Source organism: Pseudomonas sp. ADAK2 TE3594, from assembly GCF_053628675.1.
In genome coordinates this window covers 5,905,840-5,925,472 of sequence record NZ_JBRJGV010000001.1, presented here as the reverse complement: position 1 = coordinate 5,925,472, position 19,633 = coordinate 5,905,840, and the positions used below count along the sequence as shown (strand labels likewise).

Genomic DNA, 19,633 nt, shown 5'->3' with positions numbered 1-19,633 from the left:
CGAATTCCCGGATGCCGGGCATTTCCGGGTGTTCAGCAAGGCACGGAGACTTCGCTTGTAGCCGAATCAACAGTGGGCTTAGAGCATGTACGAATTCACCCGCCCATCAGGCGTCTTTCCTTACAGCAATCCCGGAAGCTTCCATTGGCGAAATATCAGAAACTCGCCTGCCACTACCCCGATCACCCGGTCCGGAGGGTTTTTACAGAATGGTGTCTCGACGAGGAATCAAATTGATCTGCATTATTTTGCGTTTTTGCGTTACTGTTGAATTAATATCTGCATTTTATTGCGTTTAGTGTGAGAGTCATATCGAGGTAAATGCACTATATTGCATGCGGAATGTTAGATAACCTTCAAGAAACGCATTTAGATGCAGGTGGTGACGACATGTATAACCTGACCTTACAGGTCTATACGGCAGGAAAATGGCACGACGCTATGCTCCTGAGCTTCGACAGTCCTGAAAAAGGCTTCGAAAGTCGATGCAGCTTCGGTTACGAACAAACCTATCTGGTCGATAACCATGAGGACATTCCAACTCCTTTTGCGAAGGCAGTGAGTGCCAGGTTTCCATTGGATTGGGAGGGAAAGCGATCTAATGCACCTGCATTTCTGCATGACATTGCGCCTGCCGGCGCGGCAAAACGATTTCTTCTGCAACGGGTAGGCAGAGAAAAACCAGCTGACATCAGTGAGGATCTTTTTCTTCTGGCCCGAAGCACTCCGGCACCGATAGGCAATATGCGGATAAAGGAATCTGTCGATGTAGTCGGTCAGCGTGAGGCGATGGGGTTTGAGCGTCAGGACGTCATTAGCCGTGATAACCGATTTCTCGAGTATGCCTATGAGCAGGGCGCTGCGATTGGCGGGGCAACGGGGGCAGGTGGCGAGGCACCGAAACTCTTGCTGGCTCAGGGCAAGGACGGAAATCTATACCCCGATGCAGTACTGGACGACGCAAACGTTACCCAGCACTGGTTCGTGAAGTTCTCTCGCAATAAAGGAACCAGGAACGATCAGGACATCCTCAGAAGCGAGTACCACTACTACAAGGCACTACAAACACTAGGCATCGAAACGGTGGCAGTGCAGGGCTTGGCCTTGGAAGAAGCGACAAAGCCCAGCTTGTGGATGCAGCGCTTTGACCGTCAGGTAACCCTTCAGGGTGTCGAGCGTTTTGCTGTGGAGTCGATCTACTCACTGGCGCAGATAACCACGCCAGGTAGCCCGATGAACCACATGGAAGTTATTCGGCTGCTCGCTGGACTCTGGCGTGATGCGGGGCAGTCAGACCAGATCCCGGATCTGGTTGCTGACTATTTGCGTCGGGATCTGCTGAACAAAATCCTCGGCAATTCGGATAACCATGGGCGCAATACCGCGATCATCCGTGATACGGCCTCCTTTCGACTGGCACCGATCTATGACTTGGCACCAATGGTGATGGACGACGAAGGCGTAACAAGAACCACCAAGTGGCCAAAAGAGTTGGAAAGAGCCGGGGATGTAAATTGGCTTGGTGTGTGCCAGGCACTGGCCGACATTGCTGATCCGAATGATCCGCTGGCAGTGTTGATTGACTCGCCGGGCTCTTTTGAACGCTTGCGCGAAGATGCCAAACGCTTGATGGCACTCCCAGACATTCTGGCTGATAGCGGATTGCCCGACGTAACAATGAATCACCCGCGAATAGCCTTGAAAAACCTGGAGCAGCGCTTGAAAGAGTGGGACCTGAAATGAGCATGACAGTTGCCGAGCGCACTGTGCTCATAGAAAACATTCAAGAGGGGCTGGCTCAAGGCACCCTAGAGATTGGCGAGGCAGTCCGTCGCCTGCGGGTGGAAGTCACAGGCCTGCACCAGACCCAGTTTGCAAAAATGTGCAAAGTCTCGGTGCGCACGCTGGTGCATATCGAACATGGGGAAGGGAATCAGACGCTGAAATCGTTGAATGCGGTGTTCCGGCCGTTTGGATTGAAGATGGGCGTTGTGCGGATTCACCGCGATTTCAGCTGACAGGAAGGCTGCGATCTTTTTCCTAACCCCGCTTCAAATACGCCTTCCCATAATGCCGCTCCATCCGCGCCTGAATCAGCTCCAATCCAATCGACATCAGCCAATAAACAATCGCCGCTGTCGTCAGCATTTCGATATAGCGATAACTCGAGCGCCCGTACGATTGCGCCAGGAACATCACTTCCCAAACCCCCATCACCGAAATCAGTGACGAGTCTTTGAGCATGGAGATGAACTGGTTGGTGGTGGGCGGGATGATGGTGCGCATGGCTTGGGGCAGGGTGACGCGCCAGAAGATCACGGTTTCGCGCATGCCCAGCGCCAGCGATGCTTCGCGTTGGCCATGGGGGACGCCGAGGATGCCGGCGCGGAAGATTTCGCTCAGGTAGGCGCCGTAGTTCAGCGACAGGGCGATGATGCCGGCGGCAATGGCGCCGGGCACGATGCCGAGCTGTGGCAAGCCGAGGTAGATCAGCAGGATCTGGATCAGCAGCGGTGTGCCGCGAAAGAACGAGGCATAGAAGCTCGCGATACCGAACGCCACCGCGCTTTTCGACAACCGGGCCAGGGCGGTGATGAAGCCCAGCAGCGATGACACCACGATTGAGCACAGGCACAAGAACAGCGTCAGCGCTGCGCCTTGCAGAAAGCCGTTGGGTGCCAGGTGCAGGCCGATCAGGTTAGGCAGTTTGTCGAGGATGATCGAGAACTTCAGGTCGAAGCTCAGGAAAAAACTCGCGAACAAGCCGAACATCGCTGCCCAGGTCAGGTACAGCCGCGTGCGGAAACCGAAAATCCGTTGCAGCATCGACTCAGCCACCGGTTGCGGCGGATGAGGTGGTTTGGGGAAAGAAGTCATTTGCTGATGTCGGCGCCGATCCATTTTTGCGACAGCTTGCTCAAGGTGCCGTCCTGTTTCAGCTGGGCAAACACATCACGTACTTTGGCGTCCCACTGGGCGTCGCCTTTTTCGATGGCCACCGAGTTCGGCTCCGAGTACAGCGGCTCACCGGCGAGCTTGAAGCGCTTGTCTTCGTTCAAGCGCGGTTGCGCGGTCACCAGGTTGGTGAGAATCGCGTCCAGACGAACGCCAGCGCCCAGGCCCAAATCCTGGAACGCGACGTTGTCGGTGTCATACGGAGCGATCTGCACATTCTCGAACGGGTATTGCAGTTGGGTGTCTTCGGCGCCTTCGATCACCAGGTTTTTGTTCAGGTAGCTTTCATAGCTGGAGGCGCTGGTGAGGCCGACTTTCTTGCCGCTAAGGTCCTTGGCGCTGTGAATGCTGTCGTTCTTGGCGTTGACCACAATCACCGCAGGGGAGGCGTAATACTCCACCGGGAAGTCGAAGACTTCGGCGCGGGCTTTGCTCGGGGTCATGGAGCAGATGCAGATGTCGTAACGCCCGCTCCAGCGACCGGCGGCGATCACGTCCCAGGACGGCGTTTCAAGGCGCAGCTTGACGCCCAGTTTGTTCGCCACGGCCTTGGCCACGTCAACGTCGAAACCGTCGAGCTGATTCTGATCGTTGAGGAACGAGAACGGTGGATAGCTTTCCATCAACACGCCCACCAGTTCTTTCTTTTGCTCGATGCGATCCAGAGTAGCGCCCGCAAAGGCTTGGGTAGAGGCAGCCAAAATCGTCAGGCCCAGGGCCAGCAGTGGTTGAAATTTCACAGTTGATCCCTGAAAAAAAGAGGTTGTTATTAACCGGGTGGTGCGTATTAAATAGTTATAAGAAAAACTCTGATAGTGAGTTATTTTCATAAGCTTATGAGTGAAAAGAATATGGGCGCAGGCAGCACGGTAATTCTGGATGGCGGCATGGGTCGTGAGCTGCAACGCCGAGGGGCGCCGTTCAGGCAGCCTGAATGGTCGGCGCTGGCCTTGAGTGAAGCGCCGCAAGCGGTGGAGGCGGTGCACGCGGCTTATATAGAGAGCGGTGCCAACGTGATCACCAGCAACAGTTACGCGGTGGTGCCGTTCCATATTGGCGAAGAGCGTTTCGCGGCTGAAGGTCAGGCTCTTGCGGCGTTGGCCGGTGAGCTGGCTCGGCGTGCAGTCGATGCGGCGGGCAAACCGGTGCGCGTGGCCGGTTCATTGCCGCCGTTGTTCGGCTCCTATCGCCCAGATCTGTTCGACGCTGCCCGGGTGACTGAGCTGCTGATCCCTCTGGTCAATGGTCTGGCGCCGCATGTCGACCTGTGGCTGGCGGAAACCCAGAGTTCGATCGTCGAGGCGCGGGCGATCCATGCCGGTCTGCCGAAGGACGGCAAGCCGTTCTGGCTGTCGTTTACCCTGAAGGATGAAGACACCGACGAAGTGCCGCGTTTGCGCTCTGGTGAGCCCGTGGCTGAGGCTGCCGCGGTGGCGGCGGAGTTGGGTGTCGAGACCTTGCTGTTCAACTGCAGCCAGCCAGAAGTGATCGGCGCGGCGATTGATGCGGCGCGGGAAACCTTCGAACGTTTGGGTGTGAAGATCCACATCGGCGCGTACGCCAACGCCTTCCCGCCGCAACCGAAAGAGGCCACGGCCAATGACGGTCTGGACCCGTTGCGCGACGATCTCGACCCGCCGGGTTATCTGCAATGGGCCGCTGATTGGCAGAAGCGTGGGGCCAGCCATTTGGGTGGGTGCTGCGGGATCGGGCCGGAGCATATTGCGGTGTTGGCCCAGAAATTAGCGTGATGCCAATCGCGAGCAGGCTCGCTCCCACAAGGGTATTGCGTTGATTTATGATCAACCGAAAACCTGTAGGAGCGAGGCTTGCCCGCGAAGGCGTCCTGCCAGACGCCGAAGATTACTGGCGGCACTCCACCAACGTTTTCACCTGCCCCGACCCCGTCTGGTTCTCATCAGACAGCCACCGCTCGAACCCCGCGCCAATCGCCGGCCATTCCGAATCCAGAATCGAATACCACGCCGTGTCACGGTTCTGCCCCTTGACCACCATGTGCTGACGGAACACCCCTTCAAAACTGAACCCCAACCGCTGCGCCGCATACTTGGAACGGGCATTGCCGTTGTTGCATTTCCATTCCAGACGCCGGTAACCCAAGGCAAAGGATTCCCTGGCCAGCAGGTAAACCGCCTCGGTACTTTTTGGTGAACGTTGCATCGGTGCGCCGAAGGTCACATGGCCGATCTCGATGCGGCCCTGAGCAGGGACAATCGACATCAGGCTGAGGATGCCCTGGACGTCGCCGCTGGCACGGTCGATCACCGTGAAGAAATACGGATCGCTGTTGGCCGCGTGATTGTTCAGCCAATCGTTGAAAGCGCTGCGTTCCGGGAAAGGCCCATAAGGCAAATAATCCCAGAGCTTCGGATCCGCGCCCGGGCCTTCCAGGGCTTCCCACAAACCGTCGGCGTGACGCGCCGGGTCAAGTTTTTCCAGGCGGATGAAACGCCCTTCGATCAGTTGAACCGAGGGTGGCGGAACACCTTTCCAGTCCGCGAGTGAAGTCGACATGCTGCTCTCCTTGAACCTTAAAGGCCTTTGCGGAACTGGATGAAACCGGGGCGTTCGGCGATGCGCTCGTAGAGCTGGATCGCGGTGGCGTTGGTTTCGTGGGTTAGCCAATGAACCTTGCAGCACCCATCGGCCTTGGCCGTGGTGTAGACGAATTCAATCAGTTGCCGACCGACACCGGTGCCGCGGGTTTCTGGCGTCACCAGCAAGTCTTGCAGGTAGCAGGAGTTTTCGATGCTCCAGTTCGAGCGGTGATAGATGAAATGCACCATGCCCACCGCTTTGCCATCGGCCCAGGCCAGCGCCCCATGGGTCGGTTCGCTCGGATCGAGCAGGCGCTGCCAGGTGCTTTGGGTCACCGCCTCGGGCAGTTCGGTGTTGTAGAAGCGCAGGTAGGCTTGCCACAGCGGCAGCCAGGCAGCGTGATCGTCGGCGGTGACCTGGCGGATGTCGATCTGACTCATATTGATTCCTTAACGCATCAAGTGGGCGAGGGCCTGGTCGTGCACATCAGGGCTGGCGGCCAGCCCCTCGCGCACACCGGCGATGTCTGCGGCATTGCGGTTCTGGCTGAGCTTGCGCTTGCCCTCCAGACGCTGGACAGGCAGGGCAAAACCGACGATGGCCTTGAGCATGCCATCAATGTAGTCGGTGGGGGCATCGGCGACTTTCCATGGATTGATGCGACCCGCTTCATGACGATCAGTCAGAGCGCTGACCAGATTGCGCAGGCGATCGGCGTCGGTGAAAACTTCGGCCGTGCCATAGGCATGCACGGCAACGTAGTTCCAGGTCGGCACGACTTTGCCGTGCTCGGCTTTGCTCGGGTAGAACCCGGGGCTGACGTAAGCATCGGCACCGGCAAAAATCACTAGCGCCTCGGCGCCGTTCTGCAATTCCTTCCATTGCGGATTGGCTTTGGCGAAGTGGCCGTAGAGGGTTCCATTGGTGCCATGGTCGACATTCAGCAGCAGCGGCAGATGACTGGCTTGCAGGCCCTGTTCGCCATGGGTGACCAAAACAGCAAGGCGAGTGCCGAGTATCTGCTGATGCAGTTCATTCAAATCATCGATGGCGAAATTGCTGGGCGTGTACATGGAAATTTTCCTTGGCGAATGTGTTCATCCTAGGCAGGCTATTGGTCTGTTGTAAGAGCCATTAATGACCAATTTCATAGGTCCATTACCATGCCGAATCCGCCGCTTCCCTCGTCGTTCAATCCGGCGGGTATCGAACTCGACCGCCGTCAGGGCCTGAGTCGTCAGCTCTATCAAGCGCTGCGGGTGCGAGTGCTCGACGGACGATTGGCCAGCGGCACACGACTGCCGGCCAGTCGCGATCTGGCGGCGGCGTTATCGATTTCCCGCAACAGCGTGGTCCGGACCTACGATCAGCTTTACGCTGAAGGCTTCATCGAGGGGCGTGTTGGTGACGGGACTTACGTGGCGCAATTGCCTCAAGCCGCGTTGCCGGTGAAAAAAATATCCACAAAAGTATCCACAGGGTTTTCAACAGGGTTACCCACAGCCTTATCCACAAATTGGCTGGATTTACCTGTGGTTTCATCCAGTAAAGTTATCCACAGCAGCGCTTTGGGGCGCGTTGAAAAGAACCATCTGGCCTTGCCTCCCAGTGGTCCGCCTCGGGCATTTCGGGTCGGCGTTCCAGCCTTCGATCTGTTTCCTTTCGAGGTCTGGGCCAAGCTGAATGCGGCTTTCTGGCGCAAACCGGATTTACAGCAGCTGTGTTATGGCAATCCGGCGGGTGATGAACGCTTGCGCGGATTGATTGCGGCCTACTTGCGCAGCTCGAGGGGCATGCAGTGCACGGCTGAGCAAATTGTGATCACCAGTGGCGCGCAGCAGGGGATCAGCCTTTGTGCACAGTTGCTGGTGGAGCCTGGTGATGGGGTGGGGATCGAAAATCCGGGTTATCGCGCCGCCGGTCATGCCTTTGCGGTAGCCGGTGCACGGTTGCATGGTGTGCCGGTGGACGAGGAGGGAATCGATTGCAACACGCTCGCGCAGTTGAGCGATTGCCGGCTGGCCTACGTCACGCCTTCCCATCAGTACCCGAGCGGTGTGGTCATGAGCCTGGCCCGACGTCTGGACCTGCTCGCCTGGGCCGAGCGCAACCAGGGCTGGATCATCGAGGACGATTACGATGGCGAGTACCGTTACAGCGGCGCACCGCTGGCGCCGTTGGCGGCACTCGATCGCCATGGGCGGGTGCTGTATGTCGGCACCTTCGGCAAGGTCGCTTTTCCAGCGTTGCGACTGGGTTATCTGGTACTGCCACCGGGGCTGGTGGAGGCGTTCGCCCAACGTCGAGCGGTGGATGTACGGCATTCGGAGGTGAGCACCCAAGCGGTGATGGCCGAGTTCATGGCGGCCGGGCATTTCCAGCGCCATATCCGTCGCATGCGCCGCGCCGCCCTGAGTCGACGCAATTGTCTGTTGGCCCATTGGCCGACGAACATTGAGGGCGTTGGAAGCGTGCCGAGTGTGGCAGCGGGGCTGCATCTGACAGTCCCGGTGAGCAGCGTGGCTCGTGAGCGCGAGTTGATCGATCAAGCCGAAAGCGTCGGGGTCGAGGTCAACGGTTTGAGCAGCTACTGGTTGCCCGACTCGCAGACGCCGCTGGATCAGCGAGCCGGGTTGGTGTTGGGTTTTGCTGCCGTACCAGAGCCGGCGATCGAAGCGGCTCTGGCCCGTTTGCGCAAGGTCTGGGGCGGTTGACTACTCTTGCGGTTCTGGTTTCAGAAACAGATCCAGAACCTGCGGATTGACGACCCGGCGTAGCGCGTTGTCCACCGTATCGAACGTGTTCAGTTCCTGACGTGTCTTGGCAGGCAGCTCTTGCAGATACTCATCGGCGAACTTGAGATGGGCCGCCGTGAACTGATCATCCGGATCGGTCAATTTATCGTAGTGAAAGTGCGCGACCCACAACGGTCTGTTGTGGCGTGTCTTGTCGACGATTTTGTATTCCTGGAAGTAGTCCTTGCGCTGTTTGGTCTTGATGCGGCCGCGCTGGTCTTTGATGATCTCGACCTGGCTGTGTTCCTGCAGCCATTTCAGATAAGCCTCCCGGGGTTTGCGCCCCATGAGCATGGTGCCGTAGACGCTGATGCCTTCGCGCCGCACTCTTGCGGCACCCTCGCGCAGTTCGGTACCCAAGCTCCCCACTGGAAAATCGGCGCTTCTGCGAGCAAGTACCGCATCAACGTCATTGGCGGCTTGTTCGAGACGGGTCGCCTGTTGATCAAACAGGTCTTTCATGTCCGCCGGAATGCGCGAGGGACGCTGTGCGTCCGTGCGCAGGCGTTTGATGAACACATCGAGTTCAACGGCCAGAGAAAGCCCGTTGTCGACGATACCTTCATCATCCAGTGCCGCCGGTTGCGCCGCACGCCTGGTCGCCGCCTTGACGATGGGTACTTCTTCGACAGGCTCCGGATTTTCGGTAGACGGGGTCTTTTGCGCCTCACCCCCCCGTGGCCGGGATTTGCTCACCTTGATGATGGCTCGTGAAGTGGAGGGCACCGGCTCGAGCCTGGCCATCGCGGTGACCGGTACTTCTTCAGGTTCCGGAAGCAAGTTGAGCAGACGGTTGCGCGCCAGTTGATGTAAATCCGCGACCAGCGTCTGAATGCGCTTGAATCGGACCGGCTCCAAATGATTGGGCCAGGCGACGGAGAGCTCCCGCAGACGTCGTTCGGAGTCTGCCAGGTGATCGACGAGGGCGGTGAGCTGATCGACATTCGCTGCCTCGGAGTCAGCAGACCTCAAGGCGTGGCCCGCGTCAGCCGCGTTGTCGAAAATCTGTTCGACAAGCTCACGAACCTGACTCATGTCGCTGCCGGGCACTTCACGCAGGCAAAGCTCGGTGGACAGGCCGATTTCATTGGCTTCAAGGTCGTAGCGATTGAATGACGGCAGTAACTTTCTCAGATCGCCAGCGACCTTGCGGGCAACGCCGGTGTTGGTCATCAACCTGTCCAATGAGGCGTGCAGGTGAGCGAGGCAGTCAATCATTTCATCGCTCACGGCGATGGCCTTTTGTGCAGCTTCCATTTGCACGGTCCGAGGCATCGCTGTCGCACGTTCCGACGGGTTGACCAGGGGCACGACGATTTGCGCGTATTCGCGTAACTTCATTCTCAGCCAGCCGCTGAGGTAGCGATGCTGCTCAACGGTGAACCGCATCAGCTGAGACTGATAGAAAACACCCGCGCCCCCCGCTTCGCGCCACTTTTCGAGGTCTTCGAGCGCCTGGCGATATCCGTTGGCCAGCTCCTCGGACTTTGAGAGGTAAGTGGCTATGGCTTCGTCGGACATCGTGGTCGATACGTCGTTGGTCTCCAAGCGTTTCAAGGCCTCGTCCAGAGTGGCTTTTCGAGTGGCTTCCTGTGCAATGAACTGACGCAGTGCAGCCCACGCCTGCTCCTTTCTTTTGGTTTTTTCACGCTGCAGGGCTGCGATCCGGCCGGTCGGGCCGCCGCCGCGTAACCGCAATTTCAGATCCCAGTGCCATCGACCTTCGCCCTCGTCGAACTGCACACTAAAGCCGGACCGCAACGGATCGTTCGGGTCAACGATGAGCACCGGTTCGTCCGTTTCGGCACTGACCTGAAACCATCGCTCACCGACTTTGGCGTACAGCTTTCCCGCCAGTTCATGGAGATGATTGGCATTGGGCTGTGCACCGTCCGGCAGATTCGGCGCCGGTACCTGGAATCGATTGATCTGTTGTAGAAATTGCGCCCCTGCATTGATACGGCCCAGCGGGACGGGCGCCAGGCTCGAGAGATGAGTCTCGGGCAGTTCGGCGCTCAGCGGGGTCGTGTCATGTATGACCGTCGGCGGCTTTGTAGAGGAGGGTGTAATGAACAAAGGCTCATCCATGGGCAGCCGTTTTGGCGAGGTGTTTTCGCCGAATGGGCTTGAGAGCCGAATGCGCCGTGTCGCGACCCGTTGCGTGAGCAGGATACCCAGAGTCAACAGGACATCGCCGGTCGAGGACCACTCGATAGTTGTGTCGCCACGCTCATGGGCATCCAGTGCCTGCTGGATCTGATTGATGCTTTGCCAGACCCAGACGGCGCTGCCCGCCGACCCGCCGAGAAAATTGGTGGCCACACTGAACACTGCCCAGCCGCTGTCGGCCAGCAGCGCCCAGCGACGCTCGGCGTTGGAGGTGGATTGTCGGTCGGCGAGCCTGGTCATGGCCTGGCTGTTGTGGGTGAACAGGGTCGAGAGAATGTCGCCGCTCAGGGGGGTATTCGCCAGGTCGACGGAAGCGGTCAGGTCGAGATGGATAAACGGCTCGAAAGCCAGTTCGGTAATCGTCCAGGGCGAAGGTATTCCGTTGGAAAACACATACTGGGCGTATTCGAAACTCAACGCGCTGGTGGGCAGCCAGGCCAGAATCGAGTCGCGCAGTTCGCCCGACTGGTAAAACGCGTACAGCATGTTCTGCTCGGAAGGAAACTGGCGCAGCGGTTGATCCAGCAAGGGTTGATAAAGCAGGCAAGGGCCGCTCAAGCCCTCGCGCGGACCGATGATGTACATGTTCGCGACAGTATCCGGCGTGTTGCCGAGACGATAGCGGGGCATGAACGCCAGCGGGCGAATCTGCACCGACCACTCTGCGGATGGCGATTTGTTTTCGATCGACTCCATCAGTTGGCAGACCTGACGGTAGCCCTGCTCATCGACACCACCTTGACGCTTGAGCTTGTACTCCAGCGCCAGCAACGGCAGCAGCAATGGCAGCTGACGGCAGTAGCGGGCCTTGTGGCGCAGGGCCTGCACCGGGTCGTCGATGAGTGTGCGCTTGATCAACTGCGGATAGGTTTCGCCGATGTTGACCTCGTTGGCCATGCGCAACAGAAAAGAGACAGTCATCCAGTCTGGTACGGCTGTGCCATCGGCGTAGGCCACCGTCGCGCTATACGGTCGGGTATTGCACAGCGCAAATTCGGCCAGGGTTTCGACGCTGGGGTTGCGCGGGTCGGGCAGGGTAAAGCCACCGGCTTCGAAGCTGTGGGTAATGGTGATCCGAATATCGTTCAGTGGCAGTAGGGCAGCGCCTTCGTCGGTTTTGTCGGCGACGATGGCATCGCGCATTTGCTGCTGGGCGTAAGTATGAATGAGGGGGATGTCTTCGACATTGAAGACGTCACTGTCGGCCTCGTCTCTGAGGGTTCCCAGATCGGTCAGGTAGCGGCCGTAGGCTTGAATATCGTCAAGCGATCCCGTCGATAGCCACTCGGGTATGGCGTTTGTCAGTTGTTCCACATGCGCACGTTCTTTGGCGCTGATAGTGCCACTCGCGTCATGTCGAGGGGAGGTGTGGGCCAATGGAGAGCGGCTGACCGGGTCGAGTGCATCGATGGCGTCGAGCTGAGAGCTCACCAGTGCCCAGACCATGGCATCGAAAATGTTTTCCTCGGGTTCGTAGAGTCGCCACTTCAGGCTCTGGCCTCTCAGATCGATGTCGATTCGCTCGGGGAGGGCTGCGCCCAGTTGCTCCAGGGAATTGAACGATTCGTAGCCGCCGGTGATGGTGTACATCACGATCAGTTCACGGGTACCAACGGTCGCAGTCAGCACCAGCGCGCCCGGCAGTATCAAGTGCCGGGTGATATTGCTCTCGGCCATCTCGAAGTTGAGGTCGAGATCGAGCAGGCAGGCGCGGACAGCCGATAGCCCACTGCCGCTGCTCTGACGCAGCGCCTTGTCGGGGCATAGCGAAACGAGCCGTCCAAGGGTGCACTGATCCGCGTCCCAGCCAGTGACCGACTGAACGTTGAGCGCCTCTTTCAGGGTGTCGGACAGAATCTGCCAGCGCGGCAGTGGGCCGACGGTTTCATTCCAGTAGTCCAGCTGGCTTTGTTCGAAGGCCACAAACAGTAACGGCGCGTGTTCATTGAGCAGGCTGGTGATCGCATCCATGCTGACCGGTAAGTGGAGGGGTCGCTGGCATGGGACGTCAGGGTCAGGAAATGTTCACCTTCGATATAGTTGGCTGTTGTTTTCGTGAAGCCCAAACGTGCCAGTACGTGGGTCAGCGATTCGAAGTGGTTGCCATGGGTGACCAGAGCCCCTCCGTGAGGGTGCCATACCGGCGACGCAAGCATGGCTTTGTCGGGGTCGATGTCTTGTTCGGGAAAGCGTTTCTTCAAGGCTTTTTGCAGAAGCTGCGCGGCGGCATCATGAAGTGTAGGGCCGCCGCTGGTTTGATCGACCAGGCGACTTTTTCTCAGCAGCGGTGATGAAGTGTTTGTTCGGATGTTTTCAGTCATGGACAGGAACCGGTTGGCGAATGGGGGGCAGGTACTGCCGTCTCGAACCGACAGTACCCAGGCGCAAACCGGGCCAGGTGGTAGATAAATATCGCAGACAAAAAAAGACCCGCGATGGCGCGGGTCTTTGGTTTGCGCGGTGTTTCAAGTGCCGGACTTGATCTTGGTCCAGGCGCGGGTGCGCGCACGTTCGGCATCACGAGGCAACGGTTGCAGGGTGTAGAGCGTGCTCATCGCCGCTTCGGTCGGGTACAGGTTCGGGTTGTTGCGGATCGCCGGGTCGACCATTTCCGTGGCGTCCTTGTTCGGGTTCGGGTAGCCGACGAAATCGCTGACCGGAGCGATGACCTGAGGTTGCAGCAGGTAGTTGATGAAGGTGTAGGCGTCTTCCGGGTTTTTCGCGCCTTTGGGGATCGCGAGCATGTCGAACCAGATCGGCGCGCCTTCTTTGGGCAGGCGCATGTCGACGATCACGCCATTCTTGGCTTCCTTGGCGCGGTTGGCGGCCTGGGAGAAGCTGCCGGAGTAACCGACCGCCACGCAGATGTCACCGTTGGCAATGTCGGCCATGTACTTGGACGAATGGAAGTAGGTGATGTACGGACGGATCTTCATCAGCAGCGCTTCAGCCTTGGCGTAGTCCGCCGGCTTCTTGCTGTTGGGGTCCAGGCCCAGGTGTTGCAGGGCCAGCGGCAGGATCTCTGACGGCGAGTCGAGCAGGGCCACGCCGCACTGCTTGAGCTTGCTGATGTTCTCTTCCTTGAAGATCAGGTCCCAGCTGTCCACCGGTGCGTTATCGCCCAGCGCGGCTTTGACCTTGTCCGGGTTGAAGCCGATCAGGATGGTCCCGTACATGTACGGCACGGCGAATTTGTTGCCCGGGTCGTTGGCTTCGATCAACTTCATCAGCTTGGGATCGAGGTGGTTCCAGTTCGGCAGTTTGCTGCGGTCCAGTGGCTGGAACACCCCGGCTTCGATCTGCTTGGCGAGGAACACGTTGGACGGCACCACCACGTCGTAGCCGGAGTTGCCGGTCAGTAACTTGGCCTCCAGCGCTTCGTTGGTGTCGAAGATGTCGTAGACCAGTTTGGTCTGGGTGTTCTGGGCCTTGAAGTCTTCCAGCGCTTTGGGGGTTATATAGTCGAACCAGTTGTACACCCGCAAAGTGCGCTCTTCGGCGTGAACGACACCACTGAATGCGGTGGCGCATAACACTGGAGCGATAAAACGCTTGAGTCGGTTCATTTGTTCTAATTCCTCATTGGGCGCTTTCAAAACCTTCGAGAACGTTCACGGCATTGATGCCGATTTCTTCTACCGCGTAACCGCCTTCCATCACGAACAGCGTCGGCTTGCCGAGGCCCGCGATGCGCGCGCCCATCGCCAGGTAATCCGGGCTGTCGAGTTTGAACTGGGAGATCGGGTCGTCCTTGAATGTATCGACGCCCAAAGACACGACGACGATGTCGGCGCCGTACTGTTCGATCTCTTTGCAGGCCTGCTCCAGCGCCGCGCTCCAACGGTCCCAGCCTGACCCGGCGGGCAAAGGGTAGTTGAAGTTGAACCCTTCGCCCGGGCCTTCACCGTGTTCGTCTTCGTAGCCGAGGAAGAACGGAAACTCGGCTTCCGGATGGCCGTGGATCGAGGTGAACAGCACGTCGCTGCGCTCGTAGAAAATCGATTGGGTGCCGTTACCGTGGTGGTAATCGACATCGAGAATCGCGACCTTTTTGTGGCCCTGATCGAGGAATGCCTGAGCGGCGATGGCAGCGTTGTTGAGGTAGCAATAACCACCCATCAAATCGCTGGCGGCATGGTGTCCCGGTGGACGGCACAAGGCGAAGGCACCGCGCGCACCGCGCTGGATCACCGCTTGGGCTGTGAGGGCAACTTGCGCCGCGCTATACGCCGCTTGCCAGGTGCCGGCGGTAATCGGTGCGCCGCCGTCGAAGCTGTAATAGCCGAGCTGGCCGTGCAGGCTGGTGGGCATGATTCGGCGCAAGGTGCGGGCTGGCCAGGTGTAGGGCAGCAAGTCGCCATCGGTGTTGAATTCGGTCCAGCGCGCCCAGGCCCCTTTGAAAAAGTCGAGGTAGTCGCGGCTGTGGATGCGCTCGATCGGCCCGAGACCGAAGTCCTGCGGCGCCTCGACCGGGCCCAGACGGCGGTACTGTACGCGTGCCAGCACATGGTCGGCCCGCGAGGGCATTTCGAAGCAGGGCATCAATTGCCCGTCCATCAATTCACAACGGCCGTGATGCAAGTGGTGATCGTGCGAGTAGATCGTCAGCATTCTTGTTCTCCGCAGGCTGATTCGGTTGCACACAGTCTTGCGGCGGGCGGCGTTTGGGAGAATGGCAGGAAAGGCCAAAAGGGGATCGATACGGCCAATAGATTTGACCGAAATTCGCCCCTTAAAAGCACACAGGCGCCCTCGAATGACGCATCCGACCCCTGTAGGAGCGAGGCTTGCCCGCGAAGCTTTTGGCGTACTTGAAGACGCCATCGCGAGCAGGCTCGCTCCCACAGTAGTTTTGCGCCGCACACAAATACGGGGTTCTCTGAAGATCCAATGTGGGAGCGAGCCTGCTCGCGATGGCGGCATTCAGGACGCCGCCATCCTCAAGGACGGAACTGGCTGGGCGCCACGCCACTCCAGCGCACAAACGCATGGCGGAAACTTGCGGTCTCGCTGAACCCCAACGCCTCGGCAATCCGATAGATCGGCAATTGATCTTCGCAGAGCATTCGCTTGGCCTGCTCGAAGCGCAATTCATCGAGCAGTTCCTGATAGCTGCAGCCCAAGTCCTTCAGATGTCGCCGCAGGGTGCGCGCCGAGCAGTTCAACTGTTTGGCCAGCCCATCCAGGCCCGGCGCCGCGCTCAGTTGCGCAGCGAGTAGTTGGCGGATACGCCCGAGCCAGGCCTGACGCCCGGTGAATTCGGTGTTTTGCTTGCGACAACGCTCGGCCATGGCCTGGTGCGTGATGGCGTCGGCCAGAGGCAGGGGTTGTTCGAGCCAGCGTTTGTCGAAAGCAAAGGCATTGGACACAGCATCGAACTGCAAGGGGCAGTCGAAACGCTCGGCGTAGCGCGCCTGATAATCCGGCGCAGGGTGTTCGAAGCGGGCGCCGAGCAGAGGCAGAGGGTGGCCGAGCAAGTCTTCGCAGGTGACTTTCATCGAGACCAGGCAAAACTCGACATTGAACGGTGCCAGCGCCGGATTCTCCCGATAATCGCCCGCAGTGAGCCAGATGCGCTCGTCCTCTTCCTCCAGGCTCAACTCGAACAGTGTTCCCAATAGCGCCGGATAGTGCAGCGCCAACCGCAAGGCGTCACCTAAAGTGGCGCTGGTGAGTAAGGCGTACCCGAGCATGCCGTAGGAAGAAACGTGCATCCGCCGGCCCAACTCCAGGCCGATATCGCGGCGTAACGCGACAGCGTTGGCACAAACCAGCATCTCTTGATTGGTGGTGATACGCGTATCCGCCCGGCTCAAATCCGCCGCACTGATGCCGCTGCCGGCCAGCAATGCTTCACTGGACAGGCCTTCGGCCTTGAAGGTGTTAAGCACCAGGGAGACGGCATTGAGGGTGGTGAGATGGGAGTGGAGCATGGGTGCTTCCAGCGTTGGGCATGCCGGAAGGGGAGCAAGTTATATGCCGGTTATGACCAGCCCTGTAGGAGCGAGGCTTGCCCGCGAAGGCGTCCTCAAGTGCGCCAAAAGCTTCGCGGGCAAGCCTCGCTCCTACAAGGTCTGGTGTTGTGTCAGCTGAGTTCGCCGCACAGGTCGAGCTCAACCAACCGCCGAACTTCAGCGGTCTCAAGCCCTGCGCCCAGCAGCGCATGTAACTTGCCAAACGCCGCCTCGCGGGTCATGCCGCCACCGGACAACACACCGGCGTCACGCAAACGGCTACCCGCCTCGTACACGTCGAGCTGCACACCACCTTCATGACATTGCGTAACCGCGACCACCACCACACCTTTGTCCCGCGCCCGTTCCAGGCTGGCGAGAAACGCGGGGTTGTCGCTTGGCCCGGTGCCGCTGCCATAACATTCCAGTACCAGACCCTGAATGCCGCTGTTGAGCAGGCCATCCAATTGATCGGCACCGATGCCAGGGAACAGCGGCAGCACAGCGACCTTCGCCAACTGCTTAGGCTGGTTGTAGTTCAATTGCGCCGGCACGGAAGTCGCTTTCACGCCGCCGCCCTGACGCTCCAGGCGTTTGAACGGATGACGGCCGAAACTGCGAACCTTGGCGCAACGGGTCGGGTCGAGCAGTTCACCGTGGAAGTACAGATGAACACCCGGTGCCAGGCCTTGGCCAAGGGCAACCAGCGCGCCGCTGAGGTTTTCCCAGGCATCGCTGTCGGTCACGCCGGCCGGCAGCATGGAGCCGGTGAACACCACGCGGGCATGCAGGCCGAGTAACTGAAAGCTCATGGCCGCGGCGCTGTAGGCCAGGGTGTCGGTGCCATGCAGGATCAACACGCTGTCGCAGCCCTGGACATCCACGGCATCGACCACCGCTTCACGCAGTTGCTGCCAGTAGGCGGGCGTCATGTTGGCGCTGTCGATCAGCGGCGACATCTCGCGAAAGCGCCACTGCGGTACCACCAGTTCGGGTTGGCTGTGCAGATACTCGCGCATCCGCGCTTCGAAACCGGACGCCGGCGCCAGGCCGTGGGCACTGGCTTGCATGCCGATGGTGCCGCCGGTGTAGAGCACCATGACGTGCTGGGCAGCAGGAAAAGTCGAGGAATTCATGGAGGTTCTCCGAAAACGATGTGGGAGCGAGCCTGCTCGCGATGGCAGCGATGTGGTCTCAAGCTCGAACCAGAACGGCAGCATCAAAAAAGCTGCCACAACCTACGACCGAGCATGACGCCGGTCGCAAGCTGTGTCACGCCGGGCGCAGGGGATGCGCCCGGTTTTTTACCGATCAGCGTTGCGCTGCGGTCACGCCTTGCGGCTCGGCGACGGCCGTAGGAGCGGCGGCTGTCGGATTGGCTGGCCAGGCTTTCAGGTCCAGGTCCAGATCCGGGAACTTGCTCGAATCGAACACCGGGGTCTTGATGCCGGCAGCGCGCTGGTCATCGTAGTCACGCAGGATGCGCATGCCGACCTTGAACAGCAGGAACAGCGCGATCAGGTTCACGAACGCCAGCAGAGTCATGGTGATGTCAGCGAAGGCGAACACCGTGCTCAGGTTCTCGATGGCACCCCAGAAGATCAATACCAGTACCAATGCGCGGTAGGCGATCAGCGCCTTGCGATTTTCACCGATCATGAAGCGCAGGTTGTTCTCGCCCAGATAGTAGTTGTAGAGAATCGAGGTGAATACGAACAGTGCCAAGGCTACGGAGATGAACATCCGGCCCCAGTCACCGACCACGGCAGCCAGGGAGTTTTGGGTCAGGGCAATGCCGTCGCCTTCGAAGCCCGGGGTGTAGAAGCCCGACAGCAGGATCAGCAACGCGGTGCAGGTGCAGATCACGAAGGTGTCGAGGAACACGCTGAACGCTTGAACCACGCCTTGCGAGACCGGGTGCTCGACCGAGGCCACCGCGGCCACGTTCGGCGCACTGCCCAGGCCTGCTTCGTTGGCGAACACGCCGCGCTTCACGCCCATGACGATGGCGCTGCCGATCAGGCCGCCGAACGCCTGGTCCAGACCGAAGGCGCTTTTGACGATGGTCATCAACATGCCCGGAACGTGATCGAACTGCAGCACGATCACGTAGATGGTCACGCCGATGTACACCAGGGTTTTCACCGGTACCAGCAGGTCAGCGACCTTGGCGATCCGCTTGATACCGCCGATGAACACCAGACCCAGCAATACCGCCAGGCCCAGCCCGGTGTAAGTGGTGTCGAGGCCGAAGGCATTGTTCAGCGAGTGGGTTACGGCGTGGGCTTGCAGGCCGTTGAAGGCGAAGCCGAAGGTGATCAGCAGCAGGAACGCCATGATCATGCCCAACCAGCGTTTCTGCAGGCCGTGCTGAATGTAAAAGGACGGGCCGCCACGGAACTGGCCTTCGGAGTCGCAGCGCTTGTAGAGCTGGCCGAGGGAGCATTCGAAGAAGCTGCTGGACATGCCGACCAGCGCGGTCACCCACATCCAGAACACGGCACCGGGGCCACCAAGGGTCACGGCGATACCGACACCGGCGATGTTGCCCGCACCGACGCGGCCGGCGAGGCTGAGCATCAGGGCCTGGAACGAGCTGAGTTGACCGGCGCTGCTGCGCAGGCTGTCACGGAACACCGCGAACATGTGGAAGAAATGACGGAACTGGACGAAACGCGAGCGGATCGTGAAGTAGCTACCGAGCCCGACAATGAGCACGATCAGTACTTTCCCTGAGAGGAAGTCGTTGATGACTTCGAGCATGGATTATTCCTCGCTATTTTTTGTGTGTGCGAATGCTGGGTGGTTGACACATCGCGTTACACCCGATTGTGCTCGGCACAACAGGTTAGGCGAAGGTTCGTCCCGGTTCCATTTCGCGGGTTTGTTATTAGTTCGGGTTCGCATGGGTTTGGGCCTCGTTACCGACGACCGCTCACGCGAAGAGGGCCGGCACTATACATAGGAGAGTGCCATCCGTCTGCACGGTTGTGGTGCAAGCGACGAAACGAAGCTTTGAAACACCCGACGTTACCGGCGTCGGGCTTATGCAGAAGCTGCTCTTTTGTGGGAGCGGGCTTGCTCGCGAATGCGGTGTGTCAGTCACCCTGAAGGGTGGATATCAGACCGCCTTCGCGAGCAAGCCCGCTCCCACATTTTTCAGCTTACAGACATTCTGTTTGTGGCTGCCAAAGAGTTAAA

At 59.2% G+C, this 19,633-nt stretch carries 16 protein-coding genes; 4 read left to right on the top strand and 12 right to left on the bottom strand.

The genetic code is table 11. The features are described from left to right. Nucleotides 1-390 precede the first annotated feature (390 nt). Both AB7M22_RS26700 and AB7M22_RS26695 read left to right on the top strand, forming a co-directional pair. Nucleotides 391-1,743, top strand: a complete 1,353-nt coding sequence (locus AB7M22_RS26700) for a HipA domain-containing protein (RefSeq protein WP_454188275.1) — start codon at nt 391-393, stop codon at nt 1,741-1,743. Beyond that, on the top strand, nt 1,740-2,018 hold the full coding sequence (locus AB7M22_RS26695) for a helix-turn-helix domain-containing protein (protein WP_454188274.1): 279 nt from the start codon (nt 1,740-1,742) through the stop codon (nt 2,016-2,018). The genes AB7M22_RS26700 and AB7M22_RS26695 overlap by 4 nt, the downstream gene beginning before the upstream one ends. Nucleotides 2,019-2,040: 22 nt before the next feature. On the opposite strand, the gene AB7M22_RS26690 is transcribed toward AB7M22_RS26695, so the two are convergent. Further along, the gene (locus tag AB7M22_RS26690) at nt 2,041-2,877 is read right to left on the bottom strand and encodes an amino acid ABC transporter permease (protein ID WP_454188273.1); all 837 of its coding nucleotides are present in this window, start codon (nt 2,875-2,877) and stop codon (nt 2,041-2,043) included. Continuing rightward, nucleotides 2,874-3,695: an ABC transporter substrate-binding protein gene (locus tag AB7M22_RS26685; RefSeq protein WP_454188272.1), complete on the bottom strand. Its 822-nt coding sequence runs from the start codon at nt 3,693-3,695 to the stop codon at nt 2,874-2,876. The genes AB7M22_RS26690 and AB7M22_RS26685 overlap by 4 nt, the downstream gene beginning before the upstream one ends. Nucleotides 3,696-3,806: 111 nt before the next feature. Here AB7M22_RS26685 and AB7M22_RS26680 point away from each other — a divergent pair, with 111 nt between their 5' ends. Next, nucleotides 3,807-4,706, top strand: coding sequence for a homocysteine S-methyltransferase family protein (locus AB7M22_RS26680; RefSeq protein ID WP_454188271.1), 900 nt, complete (start codon nt 3,807-3,809; stop codon nt 4,704-4,706). A 112-nt stretch (nt 4,707-4,818) separates the two neighbouring features. Here the strand turns inward: AB7M22_RS26680 and AB7M22_RS26675 are convergent, their stop codons facing one another. From AB7M22_RS26675 to AB7M22_RS26665, 3 genes are read right to left on the bottom strand one after another with little or no spacing between them, the layout of a single operon-like run. After that, the gene (locus tag AB7M22_RS26675) at nt 4,819-5,490 is read right to left on the bottom strand and encodes a GNAT family N-acetyltransferase (protein ID WP_008007781.1); all 672 of its coding nucleotides are present in this window, start codon (nt 5,488-5,490) and stop codon (nt 4,819-4,821) included. 17 nt (nt 5,491-5,507) lie between these two features. Continuing rightward, on the bottom strand, nt 5,508-5,954 hold the full coding sequence (locus AB7M22_RS26670) for a GNAT family N-acetyltransferase (protein WP_007896516.1): 447 nt from the start codon (nt 5,952-5,954) through the stop codon (nt 5,508-5,510). Nucleotides 5,955-5,963: 9 nt separating this feature from the next. Next, nucleotides 5,964-6,587, bottom strand: coding sequence for an FMN-binding negative transcriptional regulator (locus tag AB7M22_RS26665; RefSeq protein ID WP_454188270.1), 624 nt, complete (start codon nt 6,585-6,587; stop codon nt 5,964-5,966). 90 nt (nt 6,588-6,677) lie between these two features. Here AB7M22_RS26665 and pdxR point away from each other — a divergent pair, with 90 nt between their 5' ends. Further along, a complete protein-coding gene (pdxR, locus tag AB7M22_RS26660) occupies nt 6,678-8,228 on the top strand; it encodes a MocR-like pyridoxine biosynthesis transcription factor PdxR (protein WP_454188269.1) in 1,551 nt (516 codons plus the stop codon). Here pdxR and AB7M22_RS26655 read toward each other — a convergent pair whose 3' ends face one another. From AB7M22_RS26655 to AB7M22_RS26625, 7 genes are all read right to left on the bottom strand, one after another. Further along, nucleotides 8,229-11,621, bottom strand: a complete 3,393-nt coding sequence (locus AB7M22_RS26655) for a dermonecrotic toxin domain-containing protein (RefSeq protein WP_454188862.1) — start codon at nt 11,619-11,621, stop codon at nt 8,229-8,231. A gap of 695 nt (nt 11,622-12,316) precedes the next feature. Beyond that, complete coding sequence (locus tag AB7M22_RS26650) at nt 12,317-12,799, bottom strand: hypothetical protein (RefSeq protein ID WP_454188268.1); 483 nt, start codon at nt 12,797-12,799, stop codon at nt 12,317-12,319. Nucleotides 12,800-12,943: 144 nt separating this feature from the next. After that, nucleotides 12,944-14,044, bottom strand: a complete 1,101-nt coding sequence (locus AB7M22_RS26645) for a polyamine ABC transporter substrate-binding protein (protein WP_454188267.1) — start codon at nt 14,042-14,044, stop codon at nt 12,944-12,946. 13 nt (nt 14,045-14,057) lie between these two features. Then, nucleotides 14,058-15,089 (bottom strand): histone deacetylase family protein, encoded by a 1,032-nt coding sequence (locus AB7M22_RS26640; protein ID WP_454188266.1) that lies wholly within the window; start codon nt 15,087-15,089, stop codon nt 14,058-14,060. Between the two features lie 329 nt (nt 15,090-15,418). Next, nucleotides 15,419-16,411 (bottom strand): AraC family transcriptional regulator, encoded by a 993-nt coding sequence (locus AB7M22_RS26635; protein ID WP_454188265.1) that lies wholly within the window; start codon nt 16,409-16,411, stop codon nt 15,419-15,421. Between the two features lie 152 nt (nt 16,412-16,563). Then, entirely contained in the window at nt 16,564-17,568 is a 1,005-nt protein-coding gene (locus tag AB7M22_RS26630) for an asparaginase (RefSeq protein ID WP_454188264.1), read from the bottom strand. A 175-nt stretch (nt 17,569-17,743) separates the two neighbouring features. After that, nucleotides 17,744-19,195: an alanine/glycine:cation symporter family protein gene (locus tag AB7M22_RS26625; protein WP_454188263.1), complete on the bottom strand. Its 1,452-nt coding sequence runs from the start codon at nt 19,193-19,195 to the stop codon at nt 17,744-17,746. Nucleotides 19,196-19,633 lie beyond the last annotated feature (438 nt).

Bases quoted from the DNA above. Each gene is read 5' to 3' on its own strand.
- AB7M22_RS26645 (WP_454188267.1), bottom strand. From the start codon at position 14,044: ATGAACCGACTCAAGCGTTTTATCGCTCCAGTGTTATGCGCCACCGCA.
- AB7M22_RS26665 (WP_454188270.1), bottom strand. From the start codon at position 6,587: ATGTACACGCCCAGCAATTTCGCCATCGATGATTTGAATGAACTGCAT.
- AB7M22_RS26695 (WP_454188274.1), top strand. From the start codon at position 1,740: ATGAGCATGACAGTTGCCGAGCGCACTGTGCTCATAGAAAACATTCAA.
- AB7M22_RS26680 (WP_454188271.1), top strand. From the start codon at position 3,807: ATGGGCGCAGGCAGCACGGTAATTCTGGATGGCGGCATGGGTCGTGAG.
- AB7M22_RS26700 (WP_454188275.1), top strand. From the start codon at position 391: ATGTATAACCTGACCTTACAGGTCTATACGGCAGGAAAATGGCACGAC.
- AB7M22_RS26670 (WP_007896516.1), bottom strand. From the start codon at position 5,954: ATGAGTCAGATCGACATCCGCCAGGTCACCGCCGACGATCACGCTGCC.
- AB7M22_RS26630 (WP_454188264.1), bottom strand. From the start codon at position 17,568: ATGAATTCCTCGACTTTTCCTGCTGCCCAGCACGTCATGGTGCTCTAC.
- AB7M22_RS26640 (WP_454188266.1), bottom strand. From the start codon at position 15,089: ATGCTGACGATCTACTCGCACGATCACCACTTGCATCACGGCCGTTGT.
- pdxR (WP_454188269.1), top strand. From the start codon at position 6,678: ATGCCGAATCCGCCGCTTCCCTCGTCGTTCAATCCGGCGGGTATCGAA.
- AB7M22_RS26690 (WP_454188273.1), bottom strand. From the start codon at position 2,877: ATGACTTCTTTCCCCAAACCACCTCATCCGCCGCAACCGGTGGCTGAG.
- AB7M22_RS26650 (WP_454188268.1), bottom strand. From the start codon at position 12,799: ATGACTGAAAACATCCGAACAAACACTTCATCACCGCTGCTGAGAAAA.
- AB7M22_RS26655 (WP_454188862.1), bottom strand. From the start codon at position 11,621: ATGCGCGATGCCATCGTCGCCGACAAAACCGACGAAGGCGCTGCCCTA.
- AB7M22_RS26625 (WP_454188263.1), bottom strand. From the start codon at position 19,195: ATGCTCGAAGTCATCAACGACTTCCTCTCAGGGAAAGTACTGATCGTG.
- AB7M22_RS26675 (WP_008007781.1), bottom strand. From the start codon at position 5,490: ATGTCGACTTCACTCGCGGACTGGAAAGGTGTTCCGCCACCCTCGGTT.
- AB7M22_RS26635 (WP_454188265.1), bottom strand. From the start codon at position 16,411: ATGCTCCACTCCCATCTCACCACCCTCAATGCCGTCTCCCTGGTGCTT.